Origin of the sequence: Cupriavidus pauculus (genome assembly GCF_022179805.1) — a bacterium.
Classification (GTDB): domain Bacteria; phylum Pseudomonadota; class Gammaproteobacteria; order Burkholderiales; family Burkholderiaceae; genus Cupriavidus; species Cupriavidus pauculus_E.
Window position 1 is genome coordinate 369284 of sequence record NZ_BPUO01000006.1, and the last position, 25145, is coordinate 394428.

The 25145-nt window shown below is 66.0% G+C and carries 21 protein-coding genes and 1 other RNA gene; 5 read left to right on the top strand and 17 right to left on the bottom strand.

What is annotated here, in order from left to right; translation table 11 throughout:
* The first annotated feature begins 15 nt into the window (after positions 1-15).
* Complete coding sequence (locus MFF62_RS14755; protein WP_238263870.1) at positions 16-870, top strand: endonuclease/exonuclease/phosphatase family protein; 855 nt, start codon at positions 16-18, stop codon at positions 868-870.
* A gap of 7 nt (positions 871-877) precedes the next feature.
* On the opposite strand, the gene MFF62_RS14760 is transcribed toward MFF62_RS14755, so the two are convergent.
* From MFF62_RS14760 to surE, 5 genes are all read right to left on the bottom strand, one after another.
* Positions 878-1717: a 3'-5' exonuclease gene (locus tag MFF62_RS14760; RefSeq protein WP_238263871.1), complete on the bottom strand. Its 840-nt coding sequence runs from the start codon at positions 1715-1717 to the stop codon at positions 878-880.
* The gene (gene rpoS, locus MFF62_RS14765) at positions 1714-2880 is read right to left on the bottom strand and encodes an RNA polymerase sigma factor RpoS (RefSeq protein ID WP_238263872.1); all 1167 of its coding nucleotides are present in this window, start codon (positions 2878-2880) and stop codon (positions 1714-1716) included. Before rpoS ends, MFF62_RS14760 begins: the two co-directional genes overlap by 4 nt.
* 6 nt (positions 2881-2886) lie before the next feature.
* Positions 2887-3765, bottom strand: a complete 879-nt coding sequence (locus tag MFF62_RS14770) for a peptidoglycan DD-metalloendopeptidase family protein (RefSeq protein WP_238263873.1) — start codon at positions 3763-3765, stop codon at positions 2887-2889.
* An 8-nt stretch (positions 3766-3773) separates the two neighbouring features.
* Complete coding sequence (locus tag MFF62_RS14775) at positions 3774-4676, bottom strand: protein-L-isoaspartate(D-aspartate) O-methyltransferase (RefSeq protein WP_238263874.1); 903 nt, start codon at positions 4674-4676, stop codon at positions 3774-3776.
* Between the two features lie 106 nt (positions 4677-4782).
* Positions 4783-5535, bottom strand: coding sequence for a 5'/3'-nucleotidase SurE (surE, locus tag MFF62_RS14780; RefSeq protein ID WP_238263875.1), 753 nt, complete (start codon positions 5533-5535; stop codon positions 4783-4785).
* Positions 5536-5762: 227 nt separating this feature from the next.
* Here surE and MFF62_RS14785 point away from each other — a divergent pair, with 227 nt between their 5' ends.
* The gene (locus tag MFF62_RS14785) at positions 5763-6737 is read left to right on the top strand and encodes an NADPH:quinone oxidoreductase family protein (protein ID WP_238263876.1); all 975 of its coding nucleotides are present in this window, start codon (positions 5763-5765) and stop codon (positions 6735-6737) included.
* A 186-nt stretch (positions 6738-6923) separates the two neighbouring features.
* On the opposite strand, the gene MFF62_RS14790 is transcribed toward MFF62_RS14785, so the two are convergent.
* From MFF62_RS14790 to MFF62_RS14815, 6 genes are all read right to left on the bottom strand, one after another.
* Positions 6924-7715, bottom strand: a complete 792-nt coding sequence (locus tag MFF62_RS14790; protein WP_238263877.1) for an ABC transporter permease — start codon at positions 7713-7715, stop codon at positions 6924-6926.
* Positions 7716-7742: 27 nt separating this feature from the next.
* Complete coding sequence (locus tag MFF62_RS14795) at positions 7743-8555, bottom strand: ABC transporter ATP-binding protein (RefSeq protein ID WP_238263878.1); 813 nt, start codon at positions 8553-8555, stop codon at positions 7743-7745.
* 84 nt (positions 8556-8639) lie between these two features.
* On the bottom strand, positions 8640-9683 hold the full coding sequence (locus MFF62_RS14800; protein WP_238263879.1) for an ABC transporter substrate-binding protein: 1044 nt from the start codon (positions 9681-9683) through the stop codon (positions 8640-8642).
* Positions 9684-9886: 203 nt separating this feature from the next.
* A complete protein-coding gene (locus MFF62_RS14805) occupies positions 9887-10867 on the bottom strand; it encodes a Bug family tripartite tricarboxylate transporter substrate binding protein (RefSeq protein ID WP_404990754.1) in 981 nt (326 codons plus the stop codon).
* A 219-nt stretch (positions 10868-11086) separates the two neighbouring features.
* Complete coding sequence (locus MFF62_RS14810; RefSeq protein WP_238263880.1) at positions 11087-12055, bottom strand: hydroxymethylglutaryl-CoA lyase; 969 nt, start codon at positions 12053-12055, stop codon at positions 11087-11089.
* Positions 12052-13248: a CaiB/BaiF CoA transferase family protein gene (locus MFF62_RS14815; protein ID WP_238263881.1), complete on the bottom strand. Its 1197-nt coding sequence runs from the start codon at positions 13246-13248 to the stop codon at positions 12052-12054. Before MFF62_RS14815 ends, MFF62_RS14810 begins: the two co-directional genes overlap by 4 nt.
* Before the next feature lie 246 nt (positions 13249-13494).
* Here MFF62_RS14815 and MFF62_RS14820 point away from each other — a divergent pair, with 246 nt between their 5' ends.
* Both MFF62_RS14820 and MFF62_RS14825 read left to right on the top strand, forming a co-directional pair.
* On the top strand, positions 13495-14253 hold the full coding sequence (locus tag MFF62_RS14820) for a substrate-binding periplasmic protein (RefSeq protein WP_238263882.1): 759 nt from the start codon (positions 13495-13497) through the stop codon (positions 14251-14253).
* Between the two features lie 35 nt (positions 14254-14288).
* Positions 14289-15623, top strand: a complete 1335-nt coding sequence (locus tag MFF62_RS14825) for a GGDEF domain-containing protein (protein ID WP_238263883.1) — start codon at positions 14289-14291, stop codon at positions 15621-15623.
* A gap of 71 nt (positions 15624-15694) precedes the next feature.
* On the opposite strand, the gene MFF62_RS14830 is transcribed toward MFF62_RS14825, so the two are convergent.
* The 6 genes from MFF62_RS14830 to MFF62_RS14855 all read right to left on the bottom strand — a co-directional run bounded on the left by MFF62_RS14830 (position 15695) and on the right by MFF62_RS14855 (position 24843).
* Complete coding sequence (locus tag MFF62_RS14830) at positions 15695-16600, bottom strand: LysR family transcriptional regulator (RefSeq protein WP_238263884.1); 906 nt, start codon at positions 16598-16600, stop codon at positions 15695-15697.
* 2 nt (positions 16601-16602) lie between these two features.
* Positions 16603-17217 carry a recombination mediator RecR gene (gene recR, locus MFF62_RS14835; RefSeq protein WP_238263885.1) on the bottom strand — a complete coding sequence of 205 codons (615 nt, stop codon included), beginning with the start codon at positions 17215-17217 and terminating at the stop codon, positions 16603-16605.
* A gap of 40 nt (positions 17218-17257) precedes the next feature.
* Complete coding sequence (locus MFF62_RS14840) at positions 17258-17584, bottom strand: YbaB/EbfC family nucleoid-associated protein (RefSeq protein WP_238263886.1); 327 nt, start codon at positions 17582-17584, stop codon at positions 17258-17260.
* A 79-nt stretch (positions 17585-17663) separates the two neighbouring features.
* Complete coding sequence (locus MFF62_RS14845) at positions 17664-20105, bottom strand: DNA polymerase III subunit gamma/tau (RefSeq protein ID WP_238263887.1); 2442 nt, start codon at positions 20103-20105, stop codon at positions 17664-17666.
* A gap of 221 nt (positions 20106-20326) precedes the next feature.
* The gene (locus MFF62_RS14850; protein ID WP_238263888.1) at positions 20327-22003 is read right to left on the bottom strand and encodes an L-lactate permease; all 1677 of its coding nucleotides are present in this window, start codon (positions 22001-22003) and stop codon (positions 20327-20329) included.
* Positions 22004-22350: 347 nt separating this feature from the next.
* Positions 22351-24843, bottom strand: a complete 2493-nt coding sequence (locus MFF62_RS14855) for an adenosylcobalamin-dependent ribonucleoside-diphosphate reductase (RefSeq protein WP_238263889.1) — start codon at positions 24841-24843, stop codon at positions 22351-22353.
* Between the two features lie 180 nt (positions 24844-25023).
* Between MFF62_RS14855 and ffs the strand changes: the two genes are divergently transcribed.
* Positions 25024-25122, top strand: an RNA gene (gene ffs / locus MFF62_RS14860) — signal recognition particle sRNA small type.
* The last annotated feature ends 23 nt before the right edge of the window (positions 25123-25145 follow it).

The following is a 25145-nucleotide window of genomic DNA, read 5'->3' on the forward strand; positions in this document are numbered from 1 at the left end:
ACGAAAGAGAGCGTAATGGAACTGGTTTCGTGGAACATCCAGTGGGGACGCGGTGCCGACGGCAAGGTCGACCTGGCCCGCATCGTCGACACCATCTGCGGCATGACGGATCCCGATGTCATCTGCCTGCAGGAGGTAACGCGCGGGTTCTCCGACATGGCCGGACAACCGCAGCGCGACCAGGTGGCGGAGCTGACTGCGCTTCTGCCCGGCTATCGCGTGATCTTCGCCCCGGGCGTGGATCGCACCCATGGCGACGGTACGCCGCGCCAGTTCGGCAACGCCGTGGCCACGCGGCTACCCGTGCGCGAGATCTTTCGCCACGCCCTGCCCTGGCCCGCTGATCCCGACGTCGCATCGATGCCGCGCGTCGCGCTGGAGGTTACGGTGGAAGCCGGCGGAAAGCCGCTGCGCGTCATCTGCACGCATCTTGAGTATTACTCGGCATTGCAGCGCGCCGCCCAGGCCGATGCGCTCCGCCAATGGCATGCGCAGGCGTGCGAGCATGCACGGCGACCCGGCAAGTCAGAAAAACGGACGGGCCCGTTCACGCCCGAGCCGCGCCCGAGCCAAGCCATTCTGTGCGGCGATTTCAACAGCAAACCCGATGACGTTGCCTACAAGCGCGTCGTCGAGCCCTATGCCGATAGCACCGTGAACTGGAAGGATGCCTGGTGCCACACGCACCCAGGCCAGGCGCACGCACCCACCTGCGCGCTCTATGACAAGGAACAGTGGTCTGAGCCACCGTTCGCCTGCGATTTCATCTTTGTCACGGAAGACCTGCTGGCCGACGTGACGCGCTGCGACGTCAACGGCAAGACCGACGCGTCAGACCACCAGCCGATTCGCCTGACCGTGCAGCGGTAGACGGCCATCAGTCTTCTTCGAACTCGGCCTCGGGTGCCATGGGCTGCAGCTTGAAGGCGCGCAGATACTCCATCCATTGCGCGCCGGGCAGCTCGGCCAGCGTTTCCTGCACGAGCGACACTTCCATGTCGAACTCGCGCGGCGACAGCCCGCCGCGCATCAGTTGGAACCGGCAGTACATCAGGTACGTATTGACGACGTCGGTCTCGCAGTAGTCGCGGATCTCGTTCAGCTTGCCGTCCTGGAACGCCTGCCAGACCATGCTTCCGTCCATGCCCATCTTGCCCGGGAATCCGCACAGCTTGGCCAGGTCATCGAGCGGCGCGCTGGCGCGCGGCTGATACATGGCCAGCAGGTCCATCAGGTCCAGATGCCGCATGTGGTAGCGGCTGATGTAGTTGTTCCACTTGAAGTCGCGGCTGTCATCGTCGCGGCCCTCGCCCATTTCCCAGTAGCGCGGCGCGGCCACGCCGTGGACCAGGCCACGGTAGTGCAGCACGGGCAAGTCGAAACCGCCACCGTTCCACGACACCAGTTGCGGGCTGTAGCGCGCAATCAGCTCGTAGAACTTCTGGATCAGCGTGGCTTCACCATCCTCGGGCGTACCCAGCGATCCGACGTGGAAGACCGCCGAACCGTCGCGCTGCGTACGGCGCAGCACGCACGAAATGGCGGCCACGCGCTGCAGGTAGTGCGGCAGGAAGTCAGAACCATTCTTTTCGCGGCGGGCCGCAAACGCATGCTCGGCGACTTCGGCGTCGCTCATCGATGCGGGATGGTCATGCAAACGGCGCAGGCCGTCGACATCGGGAATCGTCTCGATGTCGAATACCAGCACAGGTGTCATAAAACGGCGTCCTTGCGTACACCTTGCGAAGCGAAATGCCGTTTGAGCTTGACCAGCGCTTCCTGCTGGATCTGGCGCACGCGTTCGCGCGTCAGGCCCATTTCCTCGGCCAGCTCTTCAAGCGTGGCCGGCTCGATGTGGTTGAGCCCGAAGCGGCGCTCCACCACATAGCGATGCTTCTCCGACAGGCGTGCCAGCCAGAGCTTCATCAGGTTTTCCAGTTCGCGATGTGCCACTTCCTGGTCGGGGGCGGCGTTGTGTTCGTCGGACAGGAAGTCGAGCAGGCTCGAACCCGGGTCCAGGTCGAACGGCGTATCGAGCGAGGTGGTGTGTTCATTGAGTGCCAGCACGTCCTGCACCTCGTCGGCGGTCTTGCCGAGGAGATGAGCGATGTCCTCGAGGCTGGCGTCGCGGCCATCGGTGCCACCTTTTTCGAGATGACGCTTGGCGCGCAGGACCTGGTTGAGTTCGCGAATCACGTGGACCGGCAAGCGCACGGTGCGCGCCTGGTTCATGATCGCGCGCTCGATGCTCTGGCGGATCCACCATGTGGCGTACGTCGAGAAACGGAAGCCGCGCGTCGGATCGAATTTTTCGATCGCATGCATCAGGCCGAGGTTACCTTCCTCGATCAGATCCAGCAGCGGCACGCCACGGTTCAGGTAGCCCTTGGCGATGCTGACCACGAGACGCAGATTGCGCTCGATCATGACCTGCCGTGCCGGGAAGTCGCCGCCCTTGGCCAGCGTGGAGAAATGCAGTTCCTCCGGCGCCGACAGCAGCGGCTTGATGCTGATGCGGTTCAGGTAATGCTGAACCGTGTCGGCAGCCAGTTCCGTGTGCAGCACAGTACGAAAGTCATCGGGCTCCGGAGCGGCTTCACTGGCAGCCTCTTCCTCTTCGTCCTCGGAATCTTCGTCTTCGTCGTCGTGATCGGCGTCGTCGGCGGCCGCCTCGGTATTGGTGCTGCGGCGGCCGGCACGCGACACGGGTGCGATCGGTTCGTCAGCCACCGGCACCATGTCGGCAGCGGGGTCGACATCCACAAGCGCGGTGTCGGCGCCGTCATCGGTTTGCGATGCCACTCCAGCCTTTATTTCCGGCTGCTTGGGACGGCGGGTCCTGCTGACATTTCCGGATGAGACAGTTTTCTGGCGTGGCATGAAACCTCACTGTGGCGGTAGATACCGCATCGGATCGACCGGTTTTCCGTTCTTTCGAACCTCGAAGTGCAGCTTGACCCTGTCAGTATCACTGTTACCCATTTCGGCAATCTTCTGGCCCTTGCGAACCGTTGACTGCTCTGCCACCAGCACCTTGTCGTTATGACCGTAGGCGGTGAGATACGTGTCGTTGTGTTTGATGATGACAAGATTCCCGTAGCCGCGCAAGGGGCCTACGTGAATCACCCTACCCTCGTCCGCGGCCAGCACGGGGTCGCCTTTCTTGCCGGCGATATCGATGCCCTTGTTGGCCTTGTCGTCAAATTTACCGATCAGTTGTCCACTTGCCGGCCAGGCCAGGCGAATGTCGCCCGCCGGGGCCGACGCACCGGCCGACGGGGCTGCCGCCGCGGGGGTCGTGGCAACCGGTGCAGAGGCCGCCGCAGGGGGCGAGGATGCGCTCATCGGCGTACCCACGGGGCGCGCCGCATCGATCGGCTGCGACTGCACGGTACCCGGCGCCACCGGCACGGTGGCCACGCCCGGCGCGGCATTCACGTCGGCGCTGGGGGGCACCACGCGCAGCAGCTGGCCAACCTCGATCTGGTTCGCGTTGGCCATGTTGTTCCAGGTGGCCACGTCACGATACGACTGGCCATTTTCCAGTGCGATACGGTAAAGGGTATCGCCGCGCTTGACCCGATAGTATCCGGGAGGTGCCGGCTCGACAGATGCCGGCGCCTGGGCCGTGCCGCCGGAAGTGCGGTCCACCACGGGGGCGGGCATCGGCGAATTGGCGCAGGCGGCCAGGACGGCCGCGCAGGCCAGGATACTCAGGTGTTGTCCGACTCGTGTGAAATTCTTCTGATTCACGATGTTGTGCATAGTTCGACTCAGATGGTGCCCGATTTTAAGGGCACAAAGAAAACGGCTTCAAGCGCGGTTCGGTGAAATCGATGCCGATTGAGGCGCTCGATCAGCAGCAGTTGCTGTGTAACCGTCTGACCAGGGGCTCCGTTGCCAGGTGTCACCACCGGCGCAATCAGACGGCCGCCAATCGCCAGTTGCTCCAGCAGGGCTTGCGGCACTTCCATGCCCGCCGCCGCGAGGATGATCGACGAGAAAGGCGCCGCCTGCGGCAGGCCAAGCATGCCATCGCCGTAATGCAGGCGGATATTCGGCACGCGCAGCGGGCGCAGGTTGGCCTTGGCTTGTTCGTGTAGCGGACGGATCCGCTCGATAGAGAACACTTCCTGCGCGCACAGGCTCAGCACGGCGGCCTGGTATCCGCAGCCGGTGCCGATTTCCAGCACGCGCTCCAGCGGCTGGTCGGGCGTCAGGCCCACGCGCAGCAATTCGATCATGCGCGACACCACCGACGGCTTGGAAATGGTCTGCTGATGCCCGATCGGCAGCGCGGCATCCTCATAGGCCTGCGACGCGAGCCCGGGCTCCATGAACAGGTGCCGGGGCACCGTGGCGATGGCGCCCAGCACCCGCTCGTCGCGAATGCCGCCGGCCCGCAGGCGCGCGGCCAGTGCCGTGCGCGCCCGGTCCGATGCCATGCCGCCACCGCCCGCCGTGGCCGCGAATGCACGCGCCTCGACTGCGCTGCCCGGCGCCGGGGGCGCGGCGGGCGGCGTGGCGGGCTTGCGGGGCTTCACGGTGGCAGGTGCCGGCGCGGCCGCGCGCTTGCCCACCGCGGCCATGCCGGCGGTGCGGGCGGGCGCGGGCTTGCGCTCGACTACCGCATCGAGCGGTAGCGGAAAGCGGGGGCGGCGCGGCGTGGAACTCATTGCAAAAACAATGCAGGAACGAAAGGCAGGACGATCGCGTGGCCGCGCACGGCACTGGCGGGGCAACCGCGATGAAACGATTGAGGCGCGCGCTGCGATGACACGCTTACCCCAGCCACTGTTCGATCTGTTCGAGCTGGCCGCGATGGGTCAGGTCCAGCTGCAGCGGGGTCAGCGAGACGTAGCCATTGGCCGTGGCGTGGAAATCGGTGCCTTCGCTGGCATCGCGCGCATCGCCGGCCGGACCGATCCAGTAAATCGGATCGCCGCGCGGATTCGACTGCTGGATCACGGGCTGCGACGGATGACGCTTGCCCAGCCGCGTGGCGCGGTGTCCGCGGATGTGTTCGTACGGCAGGTTCGGGATATTCACGTTCAGCAGGAACGGCTCGCGCGGCGGTTGCGCGATCACGCGCTCGACGACTTCACGCGCCACGCGCGCGGCCGCGTCCAGGTGTTCCCAGCCGTGGTGTACCTGCGAGAACGCAATCGACGGAATCCCGAACAGGTAGCCTTCGATGGCGGCGGCGACCGTGCCGGAATACAGCACGTCCTCGCCCATGTTCTGGCCCTGGTTGATGCCCGACACCACCAGGTCCGGACGATCCTCAAGCAGGCCGGTCAGCGCCACGTGCACGCAGTCGGTCGGCGTGCCATTGATGTAGCGGAAACCCTTCTGCACCCCTTCCCTTGCCTCGTAGACCGACAGCGGACGCTGCAGCGTCAGCGAATTCGAGGCGCCGCTGTGGTTCTGTTCCGGGGCGATCACGGTCACGCGCGCCAAAGGCGCGAGCGCGGCGTGCAGGACGGCGAGCCCCGGCGCAAGATAGCCGTCATCGTTGGCGAGAAGGATATGCATGGCCGCGATTGTACCTGAGCGAGGGGCCGTCGGAGCCACCGCGCATGCACCGGAAACGGGACGAATCCGCACGGACATGCGTCGCCCGAATAGGTGACATGCAACGATTTGCTCCCGCAGAACGATCGTGCTTTTCTTGCGCTACACTTGCCCGGCAATGTCCGCGGCCGCCCTGCCAATCCGCCGCGCATGACATCCGAAACACCACATTACATATGGGAGACAAGATGAAAGCCGTACTGTGCAAAGCCTGGGGCCCGCCCGATTCCCTGTCGCTGGAAACGCTGCCCGACCTGGTGCCGGGCGAAGGCGAAGTCGTCATCGACGTCAAGGCCGCCGGCGTGAACTTTCCCGACGTGCTCATCATCCAGAACAAATACCAGGCCAAGCCCGAGCTGCCGTTTTCGCCGGGTTCCGAACTGGCCGGCGTGGTCAATGCCGTGGGCGCCGGTGTTACACACGTGAAACCGGGTGACAAGGTCATCGCCTATCTGGGCAACGGCGCGTTCGCCACGCAGGCCAAGGCACCGGCCAAGTCGGTGGTGCCGATGCCGCCGGACATCGACTTCGACGTGGCCGCCGCATTCACGCTGACGTATGGCACCTCGCACCACGCCGTGGTGGACCGGGGCGAGCTCAAGGCCGGCCAGACCATGCTGGTGCTGGGCGCCGCCGGTGGCGTGGGCCTGGCGGCCATCGAGATCGGCAAGGCGATTGGCGCGCGCGTGATCGCCGCCGCTTCGACCGACGAAAAGCTCGCGGTGTGCAAGGAACACGGCGCCGACGCGGTCATCAACTACACCACCGAAGACCTGCGCGAGCGCATCAAGGCGCTGACCGACGGCAAGGGCCCGGACGTCATCTATGACCCCGTGGGCGGCGTCTATGCCGAACCGGCTTTCCGCTCGATCGCCTGGCGCGGCCGTTATCTGGTGGTGGGTTTCGCCAATGGCGAAATTCCGAAGATCCCGCTGAATCTGGCGCTGCTCAAGGGTGCGTCGCTGGTGGGCGTGTTCTGGGGCGATTTCGCACGCCGCGAGCCCAAGGCCAATCAGGCCAACATGGCGCAGATGCTCGGCTGGATGAAGGAAGGCAAGATCCGCCCGCATATCTCGGAACGCTACCCGCTGGAGCAGGCAGCGCAGGCGCTCAAGGATATGGAAGCCCGCAAGGTCACGGGGAAGATCGTGATCACGCCGTAAGGCGGGGGGTTTTTTTGGTTTTTGTTTTTGGTTTTCTCCCCTCTCCCGCACGGCGGGAGAGGGGCGGGGGTGAGGGTCAGCGGTTCAAATCTAGACTGATCGTAGTTTGAACCGCCAGGCCCTCACCCCCAACCCCTCTCCCACTGCGTGGGAGAGGGGAGCAAAAACAGCGTGGAGGCGGGAGGCTTACAGCTTCTCCGTTTCCCCCAGCTTCGGCTGCCACTTCATCAGCCGCTTTTCTCCCACCGTCACCATCCAGTCGAGCACCAGCGCAAAGGCCGTCAGCACGACGATGCCGGCGAACACGGTGTTGATGTCGAACGTGCCCTCGGCCTGCAGGATCAGGTAGCCGACACCGCGCGCCGAGCCCAGGTATTCACCCACCACCGCGCCCACGAACGCCAGGCCCACCGACGTATGCAACGACGAGAACACCCAGCTCGTGGCGCTGGGCAGGTACACGTGGCGCAGCAACTGCTGACGGTTGGCGCCCAGCATGCGCGCGTTGGCCAGCACCACCGGGCTCACTTCCTTCACGCCCTGGTAGACGTTGAAGAACACGATGAAGAACACCAGCGTCACGGCCAGCGCCACCTTCGACCAGATACCCAGGCCGAACCAGACCGCGAAGATCGGGGCCAGGATCACGCGCGGCATCGAGTTGGCGGCCTTGACGTAGGGGTCGAGCACGGCCGACGTGAACGGGCTCAGGGCCAGCCACAGCCCCACGCCCAGCCCGGCCACGGTACCGATGCCGAAGGCCAGCACGGTTTCCAGCAGGGTCACGCCCAGGTGGATGTAGATGTCGCGCTCGACGACGAACCAGTTCCAGATGCGCTGGGCCACCATCAGCGGCTCACCGAAGAAGAACGCCACCTGCTCGGAGCGCGTGGCCAGGTGCCACGTCACCAGAATCACCACCAGGAGCAGCAGCTGCCAGACGCGCAGCATGCCGCGGGAATCAGCACGAAAAGCCATGATCTTGTTGTTGTCCGTTCCAGTAACTCAGGCGACCTTGCGCTGCTGCGCATAGCCCTTCAGCACTTCCTCGCGCAGCACGTCCCAGATGGCCGCGTGCAGCTCGACAAAGCGGGGATGGTTGCGGATTTCGGCCACGTCGCGCGGGCGCGGCAGGTCGATCGCAAATTCGCCGATGGGATGGGTGCCCGGGCCGGCCGACAGCACCATCACCCGGTCGCTCATGGCAATCGCCTCGTCCAGGTCGTGCGTGATGAACAGCACGGCCTTGCGCTTGGCGGCCCACAGGTCCAGCACCTCGTTTTCCATCAGCTGGCGCGTCTGGATGTCCAGCGCCGAGAACGGCTCGTCCATCAGGATGATGTCCGGGTCCATCACCAGCGTCTGCGCCAGGCTCACGCGCTTGCGCATGCCGCCCGACAACTGGTGCGGATAGCGGTCGCCAAACCCGCCCAGGCCCACGCGGCGCAGCCATTCCTCGCCCTGCGCCACGGCATCGGCGCGCGGCACGCCACGGAATTCCAGGCCGGCGATCACGTTGTCCAGCGCGCTGCGCCACGGCATCAGCGCCTCGGCCTGGAACATGTAGCCGGCGCGCGCGTTGATGCCCTTGAGCGGTTCGCCAAAGACGCGCACATCGCCGGTGGACGGTTCGAGCAGGCCGGCCGCTACGTTCAGCAGCGTCGACTTGCCGCAACCGGTAGGACCCACCACCGACAGGAATTCGCCGGGCTGGATGGACATCGTGACATCGCGCACGGCGGTGTATCGCTGCGCGCGGTCTTCGCGCGAGACGAAGGTGCAGGTCACGTTTTCAAGGGATAGTGCAGGCGTGCTCATGACGGCATGACTCTGAGAAACGTTTCGCCCGCCGGGCAGTCAAGCGCGGCGGGCGACGGGAAAACGTCCCGGGGGACGCAACACTTACTTGTACTTGGCGTTAGCCTTCTGCACGAACGTGTTCGTGAAGGTGTTCTCCAGCTTGATCGTCTTGCCCTTCAGGTCCGGATCGAACTGCTGCAGCGTGTTCAGCGCCGTCTTCGGGCCGTCGGCCGGCATCGTGCCGTCCGGCGAGATGGCTTCCTTCACCTTGTCCCACGCCGACAGGTACAGCGCGCGGTCACCCAGCAGGTAGCTTTCCGGCACGGTCTTGACGATGTCCGACGGGCCGGCCTTCTGCAGCCACTTCAGCGCGCGCACCATGGCGTTGGTCAGCGCCTGCGTGGTGTTGGGGTTCTGCTCGATGAACTTGGTCGACGCGTACAGGCAGCCCGACGGCATGTTGCCGCCGAACACCGACTGAGTTTCCTTGATCGTGCGGGTGTCCGACGCGATCTTGACCTCGTTCTTCTGCGTCAGCATCGAGATCACCGGATCCAGGTTGGCCATGGCATCGATCTGGCCCGAACGCATGGCCGCCACGGCGCCGGCGCTGGCGCCCACGCCGATGAACGACACGTCCGACGGCTTCAGGCCGGCCTTGGCCAGCACGAAGTTGGCCATCATGTTGGTGGAAGAACCCGGCGCGGTCACGCCAATCTTCTTGCCCTTCAGGTCGGTAATCGACTGGAAGTTGGGCATGGTCTTGTTCGACGTCACCAGCACGATCTGCGGCGCCCGGCCCTGCAGCACGAATTCCTGGTAGTGCTGGCCCTTGGACTGCAGGTTGATCGTGTGTTCGTAGGCGCCGGACACCACGTCGGCGCTACCGCCCACCACAGCCTGCAGCGCCTTGGCGCCACCGGCGAAGTCGACGATCTCCACATCGAGACCTTCTTCCTTGAAGTAGCCCAGGCGCTCGGCAATCGTCAGCGGCAGGTAATAGAACAGGTTCTTGCCGCCCACGGCGATGGTCACCTTGGTCTTCTCGGGCTTGCCCTGCGCGAATGCGCTGCCGAACGTGAACCAGCCGGCCAGGAACAGCGCCAGAGCGATCAGCAACTGCTTCCAGAAAGGTTTGTTGTACATAGAGGTCTCCTGCCTTCTACTTCCGTTTGAACATGGGACGCGACGTGCCGACGCAAGAAAGCCGGGACGCCGCAAAGCGGCTCCCGGCGATGCTACCCGACGCCGTTGGCGTGCGCATCGGGATCAACACCTAATGTCGGCACAATAAGATAAGGTCCGCGTGGCCGCCATGCTAGCGGCCCGCCCTTTCAATCGGCTTGCCCTTATTCGGCGTGGATGTTCGCAGACTTGATCACCTTGGCCCAGCGCTGCAGTTCGGCCTTCTGGTACTGGTCAAGCTGCTGCGGGTTCATGTACTTGGCTTCGGCGCCCAGTTCCTCTGCCTTCTTGCGGAAGGCGTCGGTCTTCATGATCTTCTCGATCTCGGTGGTGAGCTTGTCCACCACGGCCTTGGGCGTGCCGGCCGGTGCGTACATGGCGAACCACGACGAGACGTCCAGGTCGGGGTAGCCAGCCTCCGGCGCCGACGGCACGTCCTTGAGGCTTTCCAGGCGCGACTTGCTGGTTACCACCAGCGGACGCAGCTTGCCGGCGGCGATATGGCCCATCAGCGGCGGCGGCGTGGTGATCGTCATGTCGACGTTGCCACCCAGCAGGTCGGTCATGGCCGGGCCGGTGCCCTTGTACGGCACGTGGGTGATCTGGATGCCGGCCATCTGGTTCAGCAGTTCGGTGGACACGTGCTGCAGCGACCCATTGCCCGACGACGCATAGTTCAGCTTGTTCGGATTGGCCTTGGCATAGGCCACCAGTTCCTTGAGCGACTTCACCGGCAGGGTCGGACGCACCACCAGCACCTGCGGCGCCGACAGCAGGTTGGCCACGGGCATGAAGTCCTTGACCGGATCCCACGACGTCTTGGTCAGCAGCGGCGTGATCACGTGATAGCCCGAGTACTGCACCAGCAGCGTGTAGCCGTCAGGCTTGGCGCGCTGCACGGCCTGCGCGGCGATGGTGCCGTTACCGCCGGGCTTGTTGTCCACCACCACCGACTGGCCCAGCGCCTTCGACAGCGGCTCCGAGATCAGGCGTGCGGCCAGGTCGGTCGTGCCGCCCGCCGCGGCCGACACCACGAGCATCACCGGACGATTGGGATAGCTGCCATCCTGGGCTTGCGCCACGGTGGTCATCGACAGGCCGGCAACGGCCAGCAGCGCCGCGGCGCCGTACAGATTGCGTTTCATGTTTTGTCTCCGTATGTCTTATTGGGGGACTCGAAAATCCGTTTGATCCTGCAAATCCTGTTGACCAGCTCCCCTCTCCCACAAAGTGGGAGAGGGGTTGGGGGTGAGGGCCGGCGGATCTGCTTGCCGACTTGTCGCGATGTGCAGCGCTGGGCCCGCACCCCCCGGCCCCCACCCGCCACGCGGGAGAGGGGAGCAAACCAAAACTGAAGAACCTAGTTACGCCGCCGCGAAAAACTCCGCCATCCACGCCGGCGGCTGATGGGTACGCAAACGCGGGCCGGCGCGCAGCAGCTGGCTGGGCACATCGCGCTGCACCAGTTCGGCAACGCCGCCCACCACATTCAGCAGCGCATCCAGGTCCACGCCCGTATCCACGCCCATCGCCGCGAACATGTGCACCAGTTCCTCGGTGCTGACATTGCCGCTGGCGCCCGGTGCGTACGGGCAGCCGCCCAGGCCGCCGGCCGCCGCGTCAAAGCGCGTGACGCCGGTCTGCCAGGCCGCGATGGCATTGGCCAGGCCCATGCCACGCGTGTTGTGCAGGTGAATGGTCAAACCGGTGTCCGGCAGCGCGCGCTGGAACGTCTCGCACAGCGCCGCCACCTGGTTCGGATACGCCATGCCCGTCGTGTCGCACAGCGTGATACCCGCCGCGCCGGCATCGGCGAACGTGCGCGCCAGCGCCATCACGTCGGCTTCGCTGACCTCGCCCTCGAACGGGCAGCCGAACACGGTCGACAGCGAAATATTCACCGGCACGCCCGCCTTGCCTGCCTCGGCGATCATCGCCAGAAGCTGGGCCTTCGACTGGTCGCGCGTCATGCGCAGGTTGGCGCGGTTGTGCGTCTCGCTGGACGACATCACCAGGTTCACCTCGTCCGGATGGCACGACAGCGCACGCTCCAGCCCGCGCAGGTTCGGCACCAGCACCGTGTAGCGCACGCCGGGCACACGCTCGACCTGGTGCATCACGGCCTCGGCATCGGCCAGCGCGGGAATGGCCCGGGCCGACGTGAACGACGTAGCTTCGATCCGCGCAAACCCGCAATGGGCCAGCGCATTCACAAACGCGACCTTGCCCTCGGTAGGCACCACGTGCGCTTCGATCTGCAACCCGTCGCGCGGCGCCACTTCATTGATCTCGATGCTTGCCGGGCCGGCAAGGCGGTAGTTTTGGGCACTCATGCAATCACTCCACGGGCACGCAGGTCGGCGATGGCCGCCCCGTCGAAGCCGGCCTGCGCCAGCACGTTGTCGGTATGCTCGCCCAGCGTGGGCGCGCGGTCATGGATGGCACCAGGGTTGCCGGACAGCTTCGGGATGATGCCGGGAATGTCCACGGAGAGACCCTTGGCGGACGTCACCGTCTCGATGACTTCGCGAGCCCTGTAGTGCGGATCCTCGGCAATGTCCTTGACCGTATAGATACGGCCCGACGGCACATCGGCGCCGCGCAGTACTTCCAGCGCCGATTCCACGGTCTGCGTGCGCGTCCACGCCGCGATGGCCGCATCGATCTCGTCCACGCGCTTCACGCGGCCGTCGTTGCGGGCCAGATCCGGGTCTTCGCCCAGGTCCTCGCGGCCCATGGCCGCCATCAGCCGCTTGAAGATCGCATCGCCATTGGCGGCGATCAGCACGTATTCGCCGCATCCGCACGGATACGCGTTGGACGGCGCGATACCCGGCAACGCGCCGCCCGCCGGCTGGCGCACCGCGCCGAACACCGAATACTCGGGCAGCAGGCTTTCGCTGAGGTTGAACAGCGATTCATAGAGCGCCACGTCGATGACCTGGCCCTTGCCGCCGCGCGCATCGCGCTCGTACAGCGCCAGCAGCACGCCCAGTGCACCGTGCAGGCCGGCGATGGTGTCGCCCAGCGACAGGCCGGCGCGTACCGGCGGACGGCCCGGCTCGCCGGTCAGGTAGCGCAGGCCGCTCATGGCCTCGGCCACCGCGGCAAAGCCCGGTTCGTCGCGCTTGGGGCCGGTCTGGCCGTAGCCCGACACGCGCAGCATGATCAGCTTCGGGTTGGCCGCATGCAGGACATCCCAGCCCATGCCCCACTTTTCCATGGTGCCGGGACGGAAGTTCTCGATCAGCACATCGGCCTCGGCGGCCAGCTGGCGCACCAGCTCCTGCCCGGCGGGCTGGCGCAGGTCGATGGCGATCGACTGCTTGTTGCGCGACTGGGCTTCCCACCAGACCGAAGTATCTTCGTGCATCATGCGCCACTTGCGCAGCGGGTCGCCCTGGCCGGGCGGCTCCACCTTGACCACGTGCGCGCCAAAGTCGGCAAGGGTCTTGGCGGCAAAGGGGCCGGCAATCAGTTGCCCCAGTTCCAGGACCTTGATGCCGTTGAGAATCTGTTGCGCCATGTTGGAATGTCTCCGTGAAACTGACCCAAATCGGGGAATTGGCTTTGTTTCGACGGAGTGTGCCGCAGCGTCGGGTGACGCGGAATCGGCATTCCGGAAAGCGGGCTATCTCGGAATGCGAAAGATTGGGGCTAACCCTGACGCGGGGACGGGTCAACTTCTGGCGCCGCGTTGCCGTTATCCCGGGGACATTCCTCTTTCCGGGCAGGCTTCGCGCCCCACCCCGCCTCAGCGGCAACCGACGATATGCGATTCCTCCGCCTTTGCCGGATCCTCTGCGCCGCCTTTGCCTGCGTGACGTCGACCGTCGCGCTGGCCCAGACCAGCACCATCGTGCTGTACTCCGAGGCCGGCCAGCGGCCACAGTCGTACGAGGAAAACGGCGTGCCGAAGGGCGCGTACATCGACAGCCTGCAGCGCGTGCTCAGGCGCATGCCGCCCGAATTCAAGGTCGAGATCCGCTTCGCGTCATGGGCGCGTACCGTCGAGGAAGCGCGCAATGGTCACAGTGCCGGCATCCTGGGCGTCTACTATCGGCCCAAGGAACGGCCGTACCTGTCCCATTCCAAGGCGTTCTACACCGAGGAGGTAGCGGTGCACTGCAACCGCGACGCCATTGCGGGGCGCACCTTCCAGAACTATCCCGACGATTTCGTCGGCCTGAAGTTCGGCAACCAGCGCAGCTACCTGGCGCCAGGGCCGCGTTTCTTCCAGTTTGCGCAGGAGGGCAAGATCGAGATCGTCGAGGGCCACGAGTTTCACGACCTGGTCAAGAAGATGCTGGTCGGCGAGATCGACTGCGTGGTCAACCCGAGCGCCGTCATCAACGAGGCGCTGGTCGCGCTGGAAGCGCGCGGCCTGCCCGAGCGCATGCGCTACAAGTCCAGGCGCGTGCTGAATATCCGGACCGAGACGGTCCATATCGGGTTCAGCAAGAAGTACGAGGAATCGCATCCCGAGGTCGCCCGGTTCCGCGCGCTGTTCAACAAGGCGGCGGATGAATAGAATCCCCTCCTGAATCCTTCAGGTTCGAGCCCTTCATGCCACTGCCCCCGCCGGCTCAGTCGATCCGGAACCGGATGATCGTGCTGTTCATCGTTGTCACCACGACAACGCTTGGGGCCTTTGCCGCGCATCGCCAATGGCAGTTGCAACAGGAACTCGAACATCGCTTCGAGCGGACGCGCCTGGAGATCATGGAAAACCTGGGCGCCAGCCTGGCCGAACCGGCCTGGGCGCTCAACGTCGGCATCCTGCGATCCCGGCTCGAAGCCTCGCTGGTACATCCCGAGGTCTCGGAAGCCTGCGTGTTTTCCCCCGACGGCAACGAGGCGTACGCCACGGCTGGCCATCCCGCCTCGACGGGCGGCGCCGCCTGCACGGCCGCCGGCCCGCACGATGTACTGAGCGAAGTGCAGATCTACCCGCCGGCAAATATCGAAGCCGCGCGCCGCGAGCAGTCGATCGGCACGGCCGTGATCCGGTTTTCGCACGACCCCATGCGGCGCGCGTTGCGCCGCGCGATGATCCAGGGGATCACCGAGGTGGCCGCCATCGACGTGGTGCTGGTGCTGCTGCTGACGTTTGGCCTGCGCATGGTGTTCCGCCCGCTGCAACACCTGCAGCGCGCGCTGTTCCAGCTCGCGTCCAGCCACGGCGACGAGCTCGATGAACTGTCGCGGCTGGGCCGCACCGAGTTCGACAGCGTGATCGATGGCTTCAACCAGGTGCTACGCAAGCTCAAGCTGATCATCGCCGAGCGGACCGAGGCCGAACTGACCGTGCGGGCCGCCATCCAGCGCAGCCACGAAGCCTTCGCGCAGATCCAGGCCACGCAGGCGGAACTGGTCGAAAAGAACCTGCAGCTCGAAGCGCTTTCCAAGACCGACCAGCTGACCGGCGTCTTCAACCGCCGCCACCTCGACGCCGTGCTGATCAGCGAACTGGAGCGCCACCGCACCGATGGCAGCCCGTTCTCGATCATCCTGATCGACGTGGACCGCTTCAAGGCCATCAACGACAACCATGGTCATCAGGTTGGAGACCGGGTGCTGGTGGAACTGGCCGATCGCATCCTGGAAGCCACGCGCGACGCCGACACCGTGGGCCGCTGGGGCGGCGAGGAATTCCTGATCATCTGCCCCGATACGGGGCCCGAGGCCGCCGTGCAGCTAGCCGAACGGCTGCGCCGCACAGTATCGGAACGGCATTTCCCGGTCACGGGCGCCATGACGGCCAGCCTGGGCGTGGCAAGCGTGCAGCCGGGCGACACCATCCACGGCATGATCTCGCGCGCCGACCAGGCGCTGTATCGCGGGAAGAACAGTGGCAGGGATCGGGTGGAGTATGCGGATGAGGGGGTGACGGCGTCGTGATGTCTTGAACCCGCTGATGGTTTACTCCCCTCTCCCACTGCGTGGGAGAGGGGAGCCAAAACCGGGGGTTCTTAAAACGGCGCCCGATCCCCACAAAGATGGGTAATCAGCAACCGCGCCGACACCGTCAGCCCCGCCGGATCCCGCATGCCGATCAGCAGCGAGCGGCGTGCCCACGCGTCGCGCAGGCCGACCAGAGACAAGCCCATCGACTTGACGTGCGGCTCCGCCGCGATGCGCGGCAGCACCCCGACGCCTAGCCCTGCCATGACCATGCGGCACATGGCGTCGAAGCTGCGTACCTGGATGCGCAGCCGGAACTGCCGCTCCAGCCGGCTGCTTTCCTCCAGCAACCGCGCCGCCAGCGACGTCACCTGCGGCAGGCTGACAAAGTCGTATTCAAGCGCATCGGCATAGTGCACCGGCCCGTCCTGCGCCAGCGGGTGACCGGGCGGCGTGATGATGACCAGCTCGTCCTGCCGGTACTCCACGGTCACCAGGCCCGCGCACGGCGTACGGTCGGCGAAGATGCCGACGTCGGTGCGGTTTTCCATCAACGCGGCAACGATGTCGCTACTGTTGTGTTCTTCCAGCTCGATGCGGATGGTCGGATGCTGGCGCATGAATTGCGCCAGATCGTCGGGCAGGAACTGGGTGATGGCCGAGGTATTGGCGCAAACACGCACCTGGCCGCGCACGCCCGACGCATAGTCGGACATCACGCCCGCCATGCGCTCCACGTCCTGCAGGATCGTCAGCGCATGGTGAAAGCACGCCTGCCCCGCCTCGGTCAGCTGTACGCCCGCGGCATGGCGGAAGAACAGCGGCGCGCCCACGGCGGTTTCCAGGTCGGAAATGCGCTTGCTGGCGGCCGCCACGGCCAGGTGCGACTGGCGCGCCCCGGCCGAGATACTGCCCTGGCGGGCCACGGCCACGAACAGGCCAAGCGTGACGAGGTCGAAGCGCGCCAGGTTCATGGTCAGATCGTGCGCCGGTCCATCACGGCGCGGGCGATGGTGCCCGCGTCCACGTATTCGAGTTCGCCACCAACCGGCACCCCGCGCGCCAGGCGCGACACCTTGAGTCCGCGCGCCTTCAGCATTTCGCCGATGTAGTGCGCGGTGGCCTCGCCTTCGCTGGTGAAGTTGGTGGCAACGATCACCTCCGTGGCCGGGCCGCCGTACTCGGGGTCGGTGGCACGCGCCAGCAGGCGATCGAGGTGAATTTCCTTCGGGCCGATGCCATCGAGCGGCGACAACCGCCCCATCAGCACGAAATACTGGCCCCGATAGGTCAGCGTCTGCTCGATCATGACCTGGTCGGCCGGCGTTTCCACCACGCAAAGCAGCGCGGCGTCGCGCTCGGGGTCGCGGCACGTCTCGCAGATTTCCTGCTCGGTGAACGTATTGCAGCGCACGCAATGGCGGATGCCATCGGCGGCGCCGCGCAGCGCGTCGCCCAGCTTGCGGGCGCCGTCGCGGTCGTGCTGCAGCAGGTGATACGCCATGCGCTGGGCCGATTTCGGCCCCACGCCGGGCAGCACCTTGAGCGCGTCAATCAGCGCCTGCAGCGAGGTGGGCGGCGCCGCCCTCATGGCAGCACCGCCACGGTCTGTCGATGCATCGTGGCGACGATCAGAACGGCAGCTTGAAGCCCGGGGGCAGCGGCAGGCCCGAGGTCATCGAACCCATCTTCTCCTGCGACGTGGCCTCGGCCTTGCGCACGGCGTCGTTGAACGCTGCAGCCACCAGGTCTTCGAGCAGGTCCTTGTCGTCGGCCAGCAGGCTCGGATCGATCGTCACGCGCTTCACGTCGTTCTTGCAGGTCATGAGGACCTTCACGAGACCGGCGCCGGACTGGCCCTCGACCTCGATCAGGGCCAGTTGCTCCTGCATCTTCTTCATGTTTTCCTGCATCTGCTGGGCTTGCTTCATCAGCCCGGCCAGTTGACCTTTCATCATGGGATCACTCCTTCAATATGTGTGTGTTGGGTCGGACGGCGCTGCGCGGGCTCCATGCCGCGCGGCCGCCTCTCGAATGTCACGCGGCGCGCGGCTGCACCGAACCGGGCACGATCTGCCCGCCGAATTCACGCAGCAGGCCCTGTACGAACGGGTCGCGGTCGATCTCGGCTTCGGCCTCGCGCTGACGTTCGGCACGGGCCGCGGCATCGACCGCCGCCGCGGTATGGGTCACGGCACCGATCTCGCATTGCACGCGAACGTCGACGCCAAAGTGTTCATTGAGCGCGGCTTGCAGGCGCTCGGCCACATTGGCTTCGCCAATGGCCGCCACCGGCACGCGCAGTTGCAACGTGCGGCCTACCACGCGATGCAGCTCGCTCTGATGTGCCAGTTGCTGCGCCAGGCCCTTCAGCGGCAGGCTGGCTGCCAGCGCGGGCCAGTCGCCGGTGAACACCGGCGGCGTGCCGTCGTCGGACGCGCTTGGGGCCACCGGCGGCACGGCGGGTGCCAGCGGCACTGCCGGCTCGGGTTCGGGCTCTGGCTTGCGGGCCTGCACCGGGGCATTCGCCGGTGCGGCGCGGCCGGCGCCACGCGGCGCACGCTCGAATTCCTGCGACTCGAAGCCGTTGTCGTAGCCACCAAACCCGGGGTCGAAGCCCGGATCGTTGTCATACGGGCCGATGACCGGCAGGTCGGCGGGCATCGCCTCCCAGGGCGGCACATCGCTGCCGCCCGCGGCTTCCCACGGCGGCACTTCGGCCGGCTTGGCCTGTGCGGGCTTGGCAGCCGGCGCCGGACGCTCGCGCACCGGTTCCGGCGCGGTCGAGGCCTTCTGGACGACGGGGGCTGGCTGCACCGCCGGCGCGGGCGCGGCAGCGGTGGCCGGACGCGAAGCGGAAGGCGGACGCAGCGGCTGTGCCGCCGGGCGCTGGCTGGCCGCGGCAGCCGCGGCGGCACCGGCCATCGGCGGCGCACCGGCACCAGCCGGACGTCCGCCACTCTTGCCGGCCGACGCCTGGCGCGCGGCTTCCAGCGCGGCACGGGCCGGCGACATCGCCGCGCGGCCGCTTGCGGCCGGCGCAGGCGCTACTGGCGCGGCGGGTTCGACCGGTTCTGCGGATTCGGCAGGTGCCATCGATGCGGCGGGCGCCTCCACTTCAGCCTGCATGGCCGAGGCGGGCGGCGACACCGGCGCCGGCACAGGCGGGCTGACCGGCCTGGCAACTGCAGCAGGCGGAGCGGCCGGAGCAGCCGGGGCCGTCTCGACCTTCGGCACGGCTGCCGTTACCGGCGGCGTAGCCTGCGCGGCGGGGGCGGCCGACATGGCACGCGGAGCGGCTGCCGGCGGGCTGACCGGGCGCGGACGTGCCGTCGACTGGCCGCCACCGCCCTGCCCGCCCGAAGGCGCGGCAGGCGTGGCGGACGGCCGGAACGCCAGCATGCGCAGCAGCGTCATCGTGAAACCGGCATATTCGTCCGGTGCCAGCGCAAGCTCGCTACGCCCAAGATTGGCGATCTGATAGAACAACTGGATTTCCTGCGCATCGAACTGGTCTGCCAGTCGGCGCACATCCCCGGCCTCGGGCCATTCGTCCTGCACCGACGCGGGCACGGCTTGCGCCAGCGCCACCTTGTGCAGCAGCGAACCCAGGTCCTGCAGCGCGCCGGCAAACGACAGGCTGCGGTCGGCCATCGAATCGGCAATGCCCAGCATGGCGGCGCCATCTTCGGCGGCCAGCGCGTCCAGCAACTGCACGAGGTAGCTCTGGTCGATCGCGCCCAGCATGCCGCGCACGGCTTCCTCGGACACCTGGCCGGCGCTATAGGCAATGGCCTGGTCGGTCAGCGACAGCGCGTCGCGCATCGACCCATGGGCAGCCTGCGCCAGCAGACGCAGCGCGCTGCCGTCGTGGCTGATGCCTTCCTGGCCCAGAATATTGTCAAGATGCGAGACGATATGCCCCGGCGGCATCTGCTTCAGGTTGAACTGCAGGCAGCGTGACAGGACAGTGACAGGAATCTTCTGCGGATCGGTCGTGGCCAGGATGAACTTGACGTGGCCAGGCGGCTCTTCCAGCGTCTTCAGCATCGCGTTGAAGGCGTGGTTGGTCAGCATGTGCACTTCGTCGATCATGTAGACCTTGAAGCGGCCGACCGTCGGCGCATACACCGCCTTGTCCAGCAGTTGCGCCATCTCGTCGACGCCACGGTTGGACGCGGCGTCCATCTCGATGTAGTCGACAAAGCGCCCGCTGTCGATTTCCGTGCACGCCTTGCACTGGCCGCAGGGCTGGGCGGTGATGCCGCCGTTGCCGTCAGTGCCGGTGCAATTGAGGGCCTTGGCCAGAATCCGGGACAGCGTGGTCTTGCCGACGCCGCGCGTTCCGGTGAACAGATAGGCGTGATGCAGCCGTTGCTGTTCCAGCGCATGCGTGAGCGCGCGCACCACGTGCTCCTGGCCGACCAGCGTGGTGAAATCCCGTGGGCGCCATTTGCGCGCTAGAACTTGATAACTCATGGCGGCGATTGTAGCAAAAGGCGGCCATGGGCAAGCGGAACCTGAGGCGTGCTCACCACGAGCCTGCTCCCCTCTCCCGCCCAGCGGGAGAGGGGTTGGGGGAGAGGGCATTGCGGTTCAATTTGCGACTTGTCCCAGCTTGAACCGCCGCCCCTCTCTCCCGCCCCTCTCCCGCACGCGGGAGAGGGGCGACAACCGTCAGGAGACAACCGTCGCGTGGCTTAGTGAATCACCATCAGCGTGAACGGATGCACATACGCCTGCAACGTCACGAACAGGCCAACGAGAATCGCCAGCACGATCGAGTGGAAAAACACGTAGCGCAGGATCTCGCCCTCATGCCCGTACCACTTGGTGGCGGTGGACGCCACCACGATCGACTGGGCGTCGATCATCTTGCCCATCACGCCGCCCGAGCTGTTGGCGGCGGCCATCAGCGTTGGCGACAGGCCCAACTGCTCGGCCGTGGTCTTCTGCAGGCCGCCGAACAGCACGTTCGATGCCGTGTCGGACCCGGTCAGCGCTACCCCGAGCCAGCCCAGCATGGTGCCGAACAGCGGGTAGAACACGCCGGTCTGGGCGAACGCCAGGCCCAGCGTGGCGTCCAGGCCCGAGTAGCGGGTCAGGTAGCCGATGCCGAACATCGCGCAGATCGTCAGCAGTGAGAAGCGCACCAGCTTGATGGTTTCCCAGTATTCCTTGAACAGCCGCGAGATCGAGTAGCCCATCAGCATGCCACCCACGATGGCCGAGACCAGGATGCCGGTGCCAGCCATCGACAGCACGTTGAAGTTGAACACGGCACCTTCGGCGATTTCCTTCGGCACCACGGGCGGGCCCTTGATGATGGCCTTGTCCAGGCCCGGAATCGGATATTTCCAGGCCCAGATGCCGTCCATGAGCTTCTTGAACTCGGGAATGCCCCAGACGAACACGAACACGGTCAGGATCACCCACGGCATCCACGCCTTGGCCACCGAGATACCGACCGACGCGGCCGATGCCTTGGCGTCGGCTTCCAGCGCCTCGGGGTGGTCCACCTTCGAGTCGTCCTTGCGGCCCAGGATGCGCGTCGACGTCCAGATCTCCTTCGGATGCCAGACCTTCAGGAACAGGGTCAGGCAGCCCATCGAGATCAGGGCCGAGATCACGTCCACCAGCCACGGGCCGTGGAAGTTCGACACCAGGAACTGCGGCACCGCGAACGTGACGCCCGCCACCAGGATGGCCGGCCAGATCGCCAGCATGCCGCGGAAGCCCGCGAACGCCCAGATCAGCCAGAACGGCACCAGCACCGAGAAGAACGGCAGCTGGCGGCCGATCATCGCCGACAGTTGCACCTGGTCGATGCCGGTCACCGACGACAGGCCGATGATCGGGGCGCCCAGCGCGCCGAAGGCCACCGGCGCGGTGTTGGCGATCAGCGCCAGGCCCGAAGCAGCCAGCGGCGAGAAGCCCAGACCGATCAGGATGGCACCCGTCACGGCTACCGGCGTACCGAAGCCAGCCGCGCCTTCGAAGAACGCGCCGAAGCTGAAGGCCACCAGCAGCAGTTGCAGGCGGCGATCCTCGGTCACGCCCGAGATCGAGTTCTGCAGCACCTTGAATGACCCGTTCAATGTGGTCAGCCGGTGCAGGAAGATGATATTGAGGACGATCCAGCCAATCGGGAACAGGCCGGACACGATGCCGAGCCCCGCCGCCTTGCCGGCCATGGCCGCCGGCATGCCGAACACGAACGACGCGACCACGACGCCCACCACCAGCGCCAGACCGGCCGCCAGGTGGGCCTGCATATGAAAGAACGCCAGCGCGGCTAGCAGCACGGCGACCGGAACCCCGGCAGCGATGGTCGAAAGCGCCATGCTGCCTAGCGGGTCATAGACTTGACTCCACACGATTGAATCCTCCTCTGGTGTATTTACGGTGCCTGCCTCTGACGGGCCTGGACATCCGGACGGCATGCCACGAACAAGCGGCGCAAAGGCCGCTCGCGCGACAGAAAGGGGATTGTAAGGACGGGTTCCCGGCCTCCGCCCAAAATTCGGTCACCGTCGTGATGAACCGGATTCAGGGATCAGGGTTTGTGCGGGGGCAGGCTGGCGCACGTCACATCCACGCGCAGCGTACTCCTTAAAACGATCGTTCGAAAGGAGCGATGTGGGGTTTTCCTCTCCCGCCAGGGCGGCGGGAGAGTCACTTGGGAAGTGTTCTACAGACAGCGCGGCACAGGCAGCGGCGGCCGTCAGCCGCATTCCCCCACGTAGCCGCAGTTCGCGCACTTGGCGCAGCCGTCGACCTTGTGCAGCGCATGTGCGCCACATTCGGGACACGGTTTGCCGGTGCCGATGCCGCTCACCGACGTGGCCGCCACGGCGGATTGCGTGGGCCGGGCCAGCGTCACCGCCGTCTCGCCGCCATCGCGCCGCGCCAGCCGGGCCGCCAGCGCCGCCACGGGCACCTGACCGCCTTCGTCGTCGAGGAACCCGCGCTTGATCAGGATGCGCTGCAACGCGTAGCTGAGCGCCGCCACCTCGGAATCATGGAAGCGCGGCACCTCGGTACCGTCCTGCCGCACCAGCGATCCGTACCGGACCGTGCCCTTGTCCCACACCACGTTGCGCATGTCGCTCAGCGCCTTGGCAATCGGGCCACCCGAACGCGCCACCAGTGACAGCAGGCGCATGGTCGAGGTAATCCACTGTTGACCCTCGGTGCGCTGGCCAGCCGGCATGAAGAACTCCAGCGGCCGCTCGATGGTGACCGCCTGCCCGTCGACCGTACCCGCTACCCGCATGAAGTTCACGGTCAGGTAGACGGTCTTGTGCCCTTCGTACGTCAGGTACTCCACCTTCGACGTCACGCCTTCGAGATCGCCCAGCGGACGGCTGCCAAACGGCCGCGTCAGCGGATCGTCGCCCGCCGGCGCGGCTGGCGTGGCCGCTGCTTCCGGCGCCGGCGTGACCGACAGCACCGCACCCAGCACCTGGTTCGGCCGATACGTGGCCAGCCCCTTCAACCCGGCCTTCCACGCTTCCAGGTACAGGTTGCGGAATGCCTCGTACGGATAGTCCTCGGGCACGTTCACGGTCTTGCTGATGCTGGTGTCGATATACGGCTGCACCGCTTCGAGCATGCGCATATGGTCCAGCGCCGACATCTGCAGCGCCGTGACAAAGCCGTCGGGCAGGCGCTCCATATCGCCACCCATATGCCGGTAGAGCCGCCAGGCGTGGTCTGCCACCTCGAACGTGCGATAGCCGTTGTCCGGCATGCGCTTGCGACGGTTGTACGTCCACGAGAACGCCGGCTCGATGCCATTCGACGCGTTGTCGGCAAATGCCAGCGTGATGGTGCCCGTCGGCGCGATCGACAACAGGTGCGAATTGCGCAGGCCGTGGGCGCCAATCTCGTTGCGCACCGCCTCGGGCAGGCGGCTGACGAAGCCGCCGCGCAGGTAGGCGTCTCGGTCGAACAGCGGGAACGCGCCCTTCTCTTGTGCCAGTTCCACCGATGCCAGGTAGGCATGGTCGCGCATCGCCTCGGAAATCCGGCCGGCCAGCGCCCGTGCCGCGTCGGAGTCGTAGCGCAGGCCCAGCATCACCAGCGCGCTACCCAGGCCCAGGAAGCCCAGCCCGATGCGGCGCTTGGCCTGGGCTTCGGCCTGCTGCTCGGGCAGCGGCCAGAACGTGACGTCGAGCACGTTGTCGAGCATGCGCGTGGACACCCGCACCACTTCGGCAAACGCATCGAAGTCGAAGGCTGCCTGCTCCGTAAACGGCCGGCGCACGAAATGCGTCAGGTTGATCGACCCCAGGCAGCAGCAGCCATACGACGGCAACGGCTGCTCCGCGCACGGGTTGGTGGCCTCGATGGTCTCGCAGTAGTAGAGGTTGTTGTCGGCATTGATGCGCGACAGGAACAGGATGCCGGGCTCCGCGTGATCGTAGGTGGCCTGCATGACCTGATCCCACAGGCGGCGTGCCGGCATGCGGCGATACACCCATTGGCCATCGTCGCGGCGATACGCGCCCGCTTCGATGGCATCCATGCCCGGCTCGGCCTCGTGTACCAGCTCCACTTCCTCATCGGCCTCCACCGCGCGCATGAATGCGTCGGTCACGCCAATCGAGATATTGAAGTTGGTCAGCTCGCCGCGATCCTTGGCGTGGATAAAGCTCTCGATATCGGGATGGTCGCAGCGCAGCACGCCCATCTGCGCGCCCCGCCTGGCCCCGGCCGATTCCACCGTGGCGCACGACGCATCGAACACCTTCATGAACGATACCGGCCCCGACGCCCGCGAATGCGTAGCCCGCACCAGCGCGCCGCCCGGACGGATCGACGAAAAGTCGTAGCCCACGCCACCGCCCCGCCGCATGGTCTCGGCCGCCTGCGCCACCGCTGCGTAGATGCTGGGCTTGCCGTCCTTGGCCTCGGACACCGAGTCGCCCACGGGCTGCACGAAGCAGTTGATCAGCGTGGCCTGGATGCCCGTGCCCGCTGCCGAATTGATGCGCCCGGCCGGCACGAAGCCATTCTCCAGCGCCCAGAGGAAGCGCGCGGCCCAGCTATCGCGATGCTCGGCCGGCTCGACCTCGGCCAGTGCGCGCGCCACACGGCGCCGCACATCGTCGGGCGTGCGCTCTTCGCCCTTGGCGTATTTTTCCTGCAGTACTTCGATGGAAATGTCTTGCGGTACGAGTGCGCCGCGGAGAATCTGGTCGTTTGCGTTCATGCCCAACCTGTTGTCTGGATAGATACCGTATCAGCTGAAAAAGCGGCCGAAAAATGCCGTCCGCCATGCTGCCAGCATGGCCGTGCCGCACCCCGGTGTCAGATCAAATCCCCGTCGAACAACCTTCGTAAAACTACGATATAGAGACTGCCGCGTCAGGTTGGGTTACAATGCCGGTCGGACGGGCCTCCTCGCATGGCGGCGCGGTCAACCTGGTCAGGTCGGGAACGAAGCAGCCACAGCCGTTTTCCGCCAGTGCCGAGGGTCAGGCTCGTCCCCCTTCTTCTTTCATCCGCGTAGTT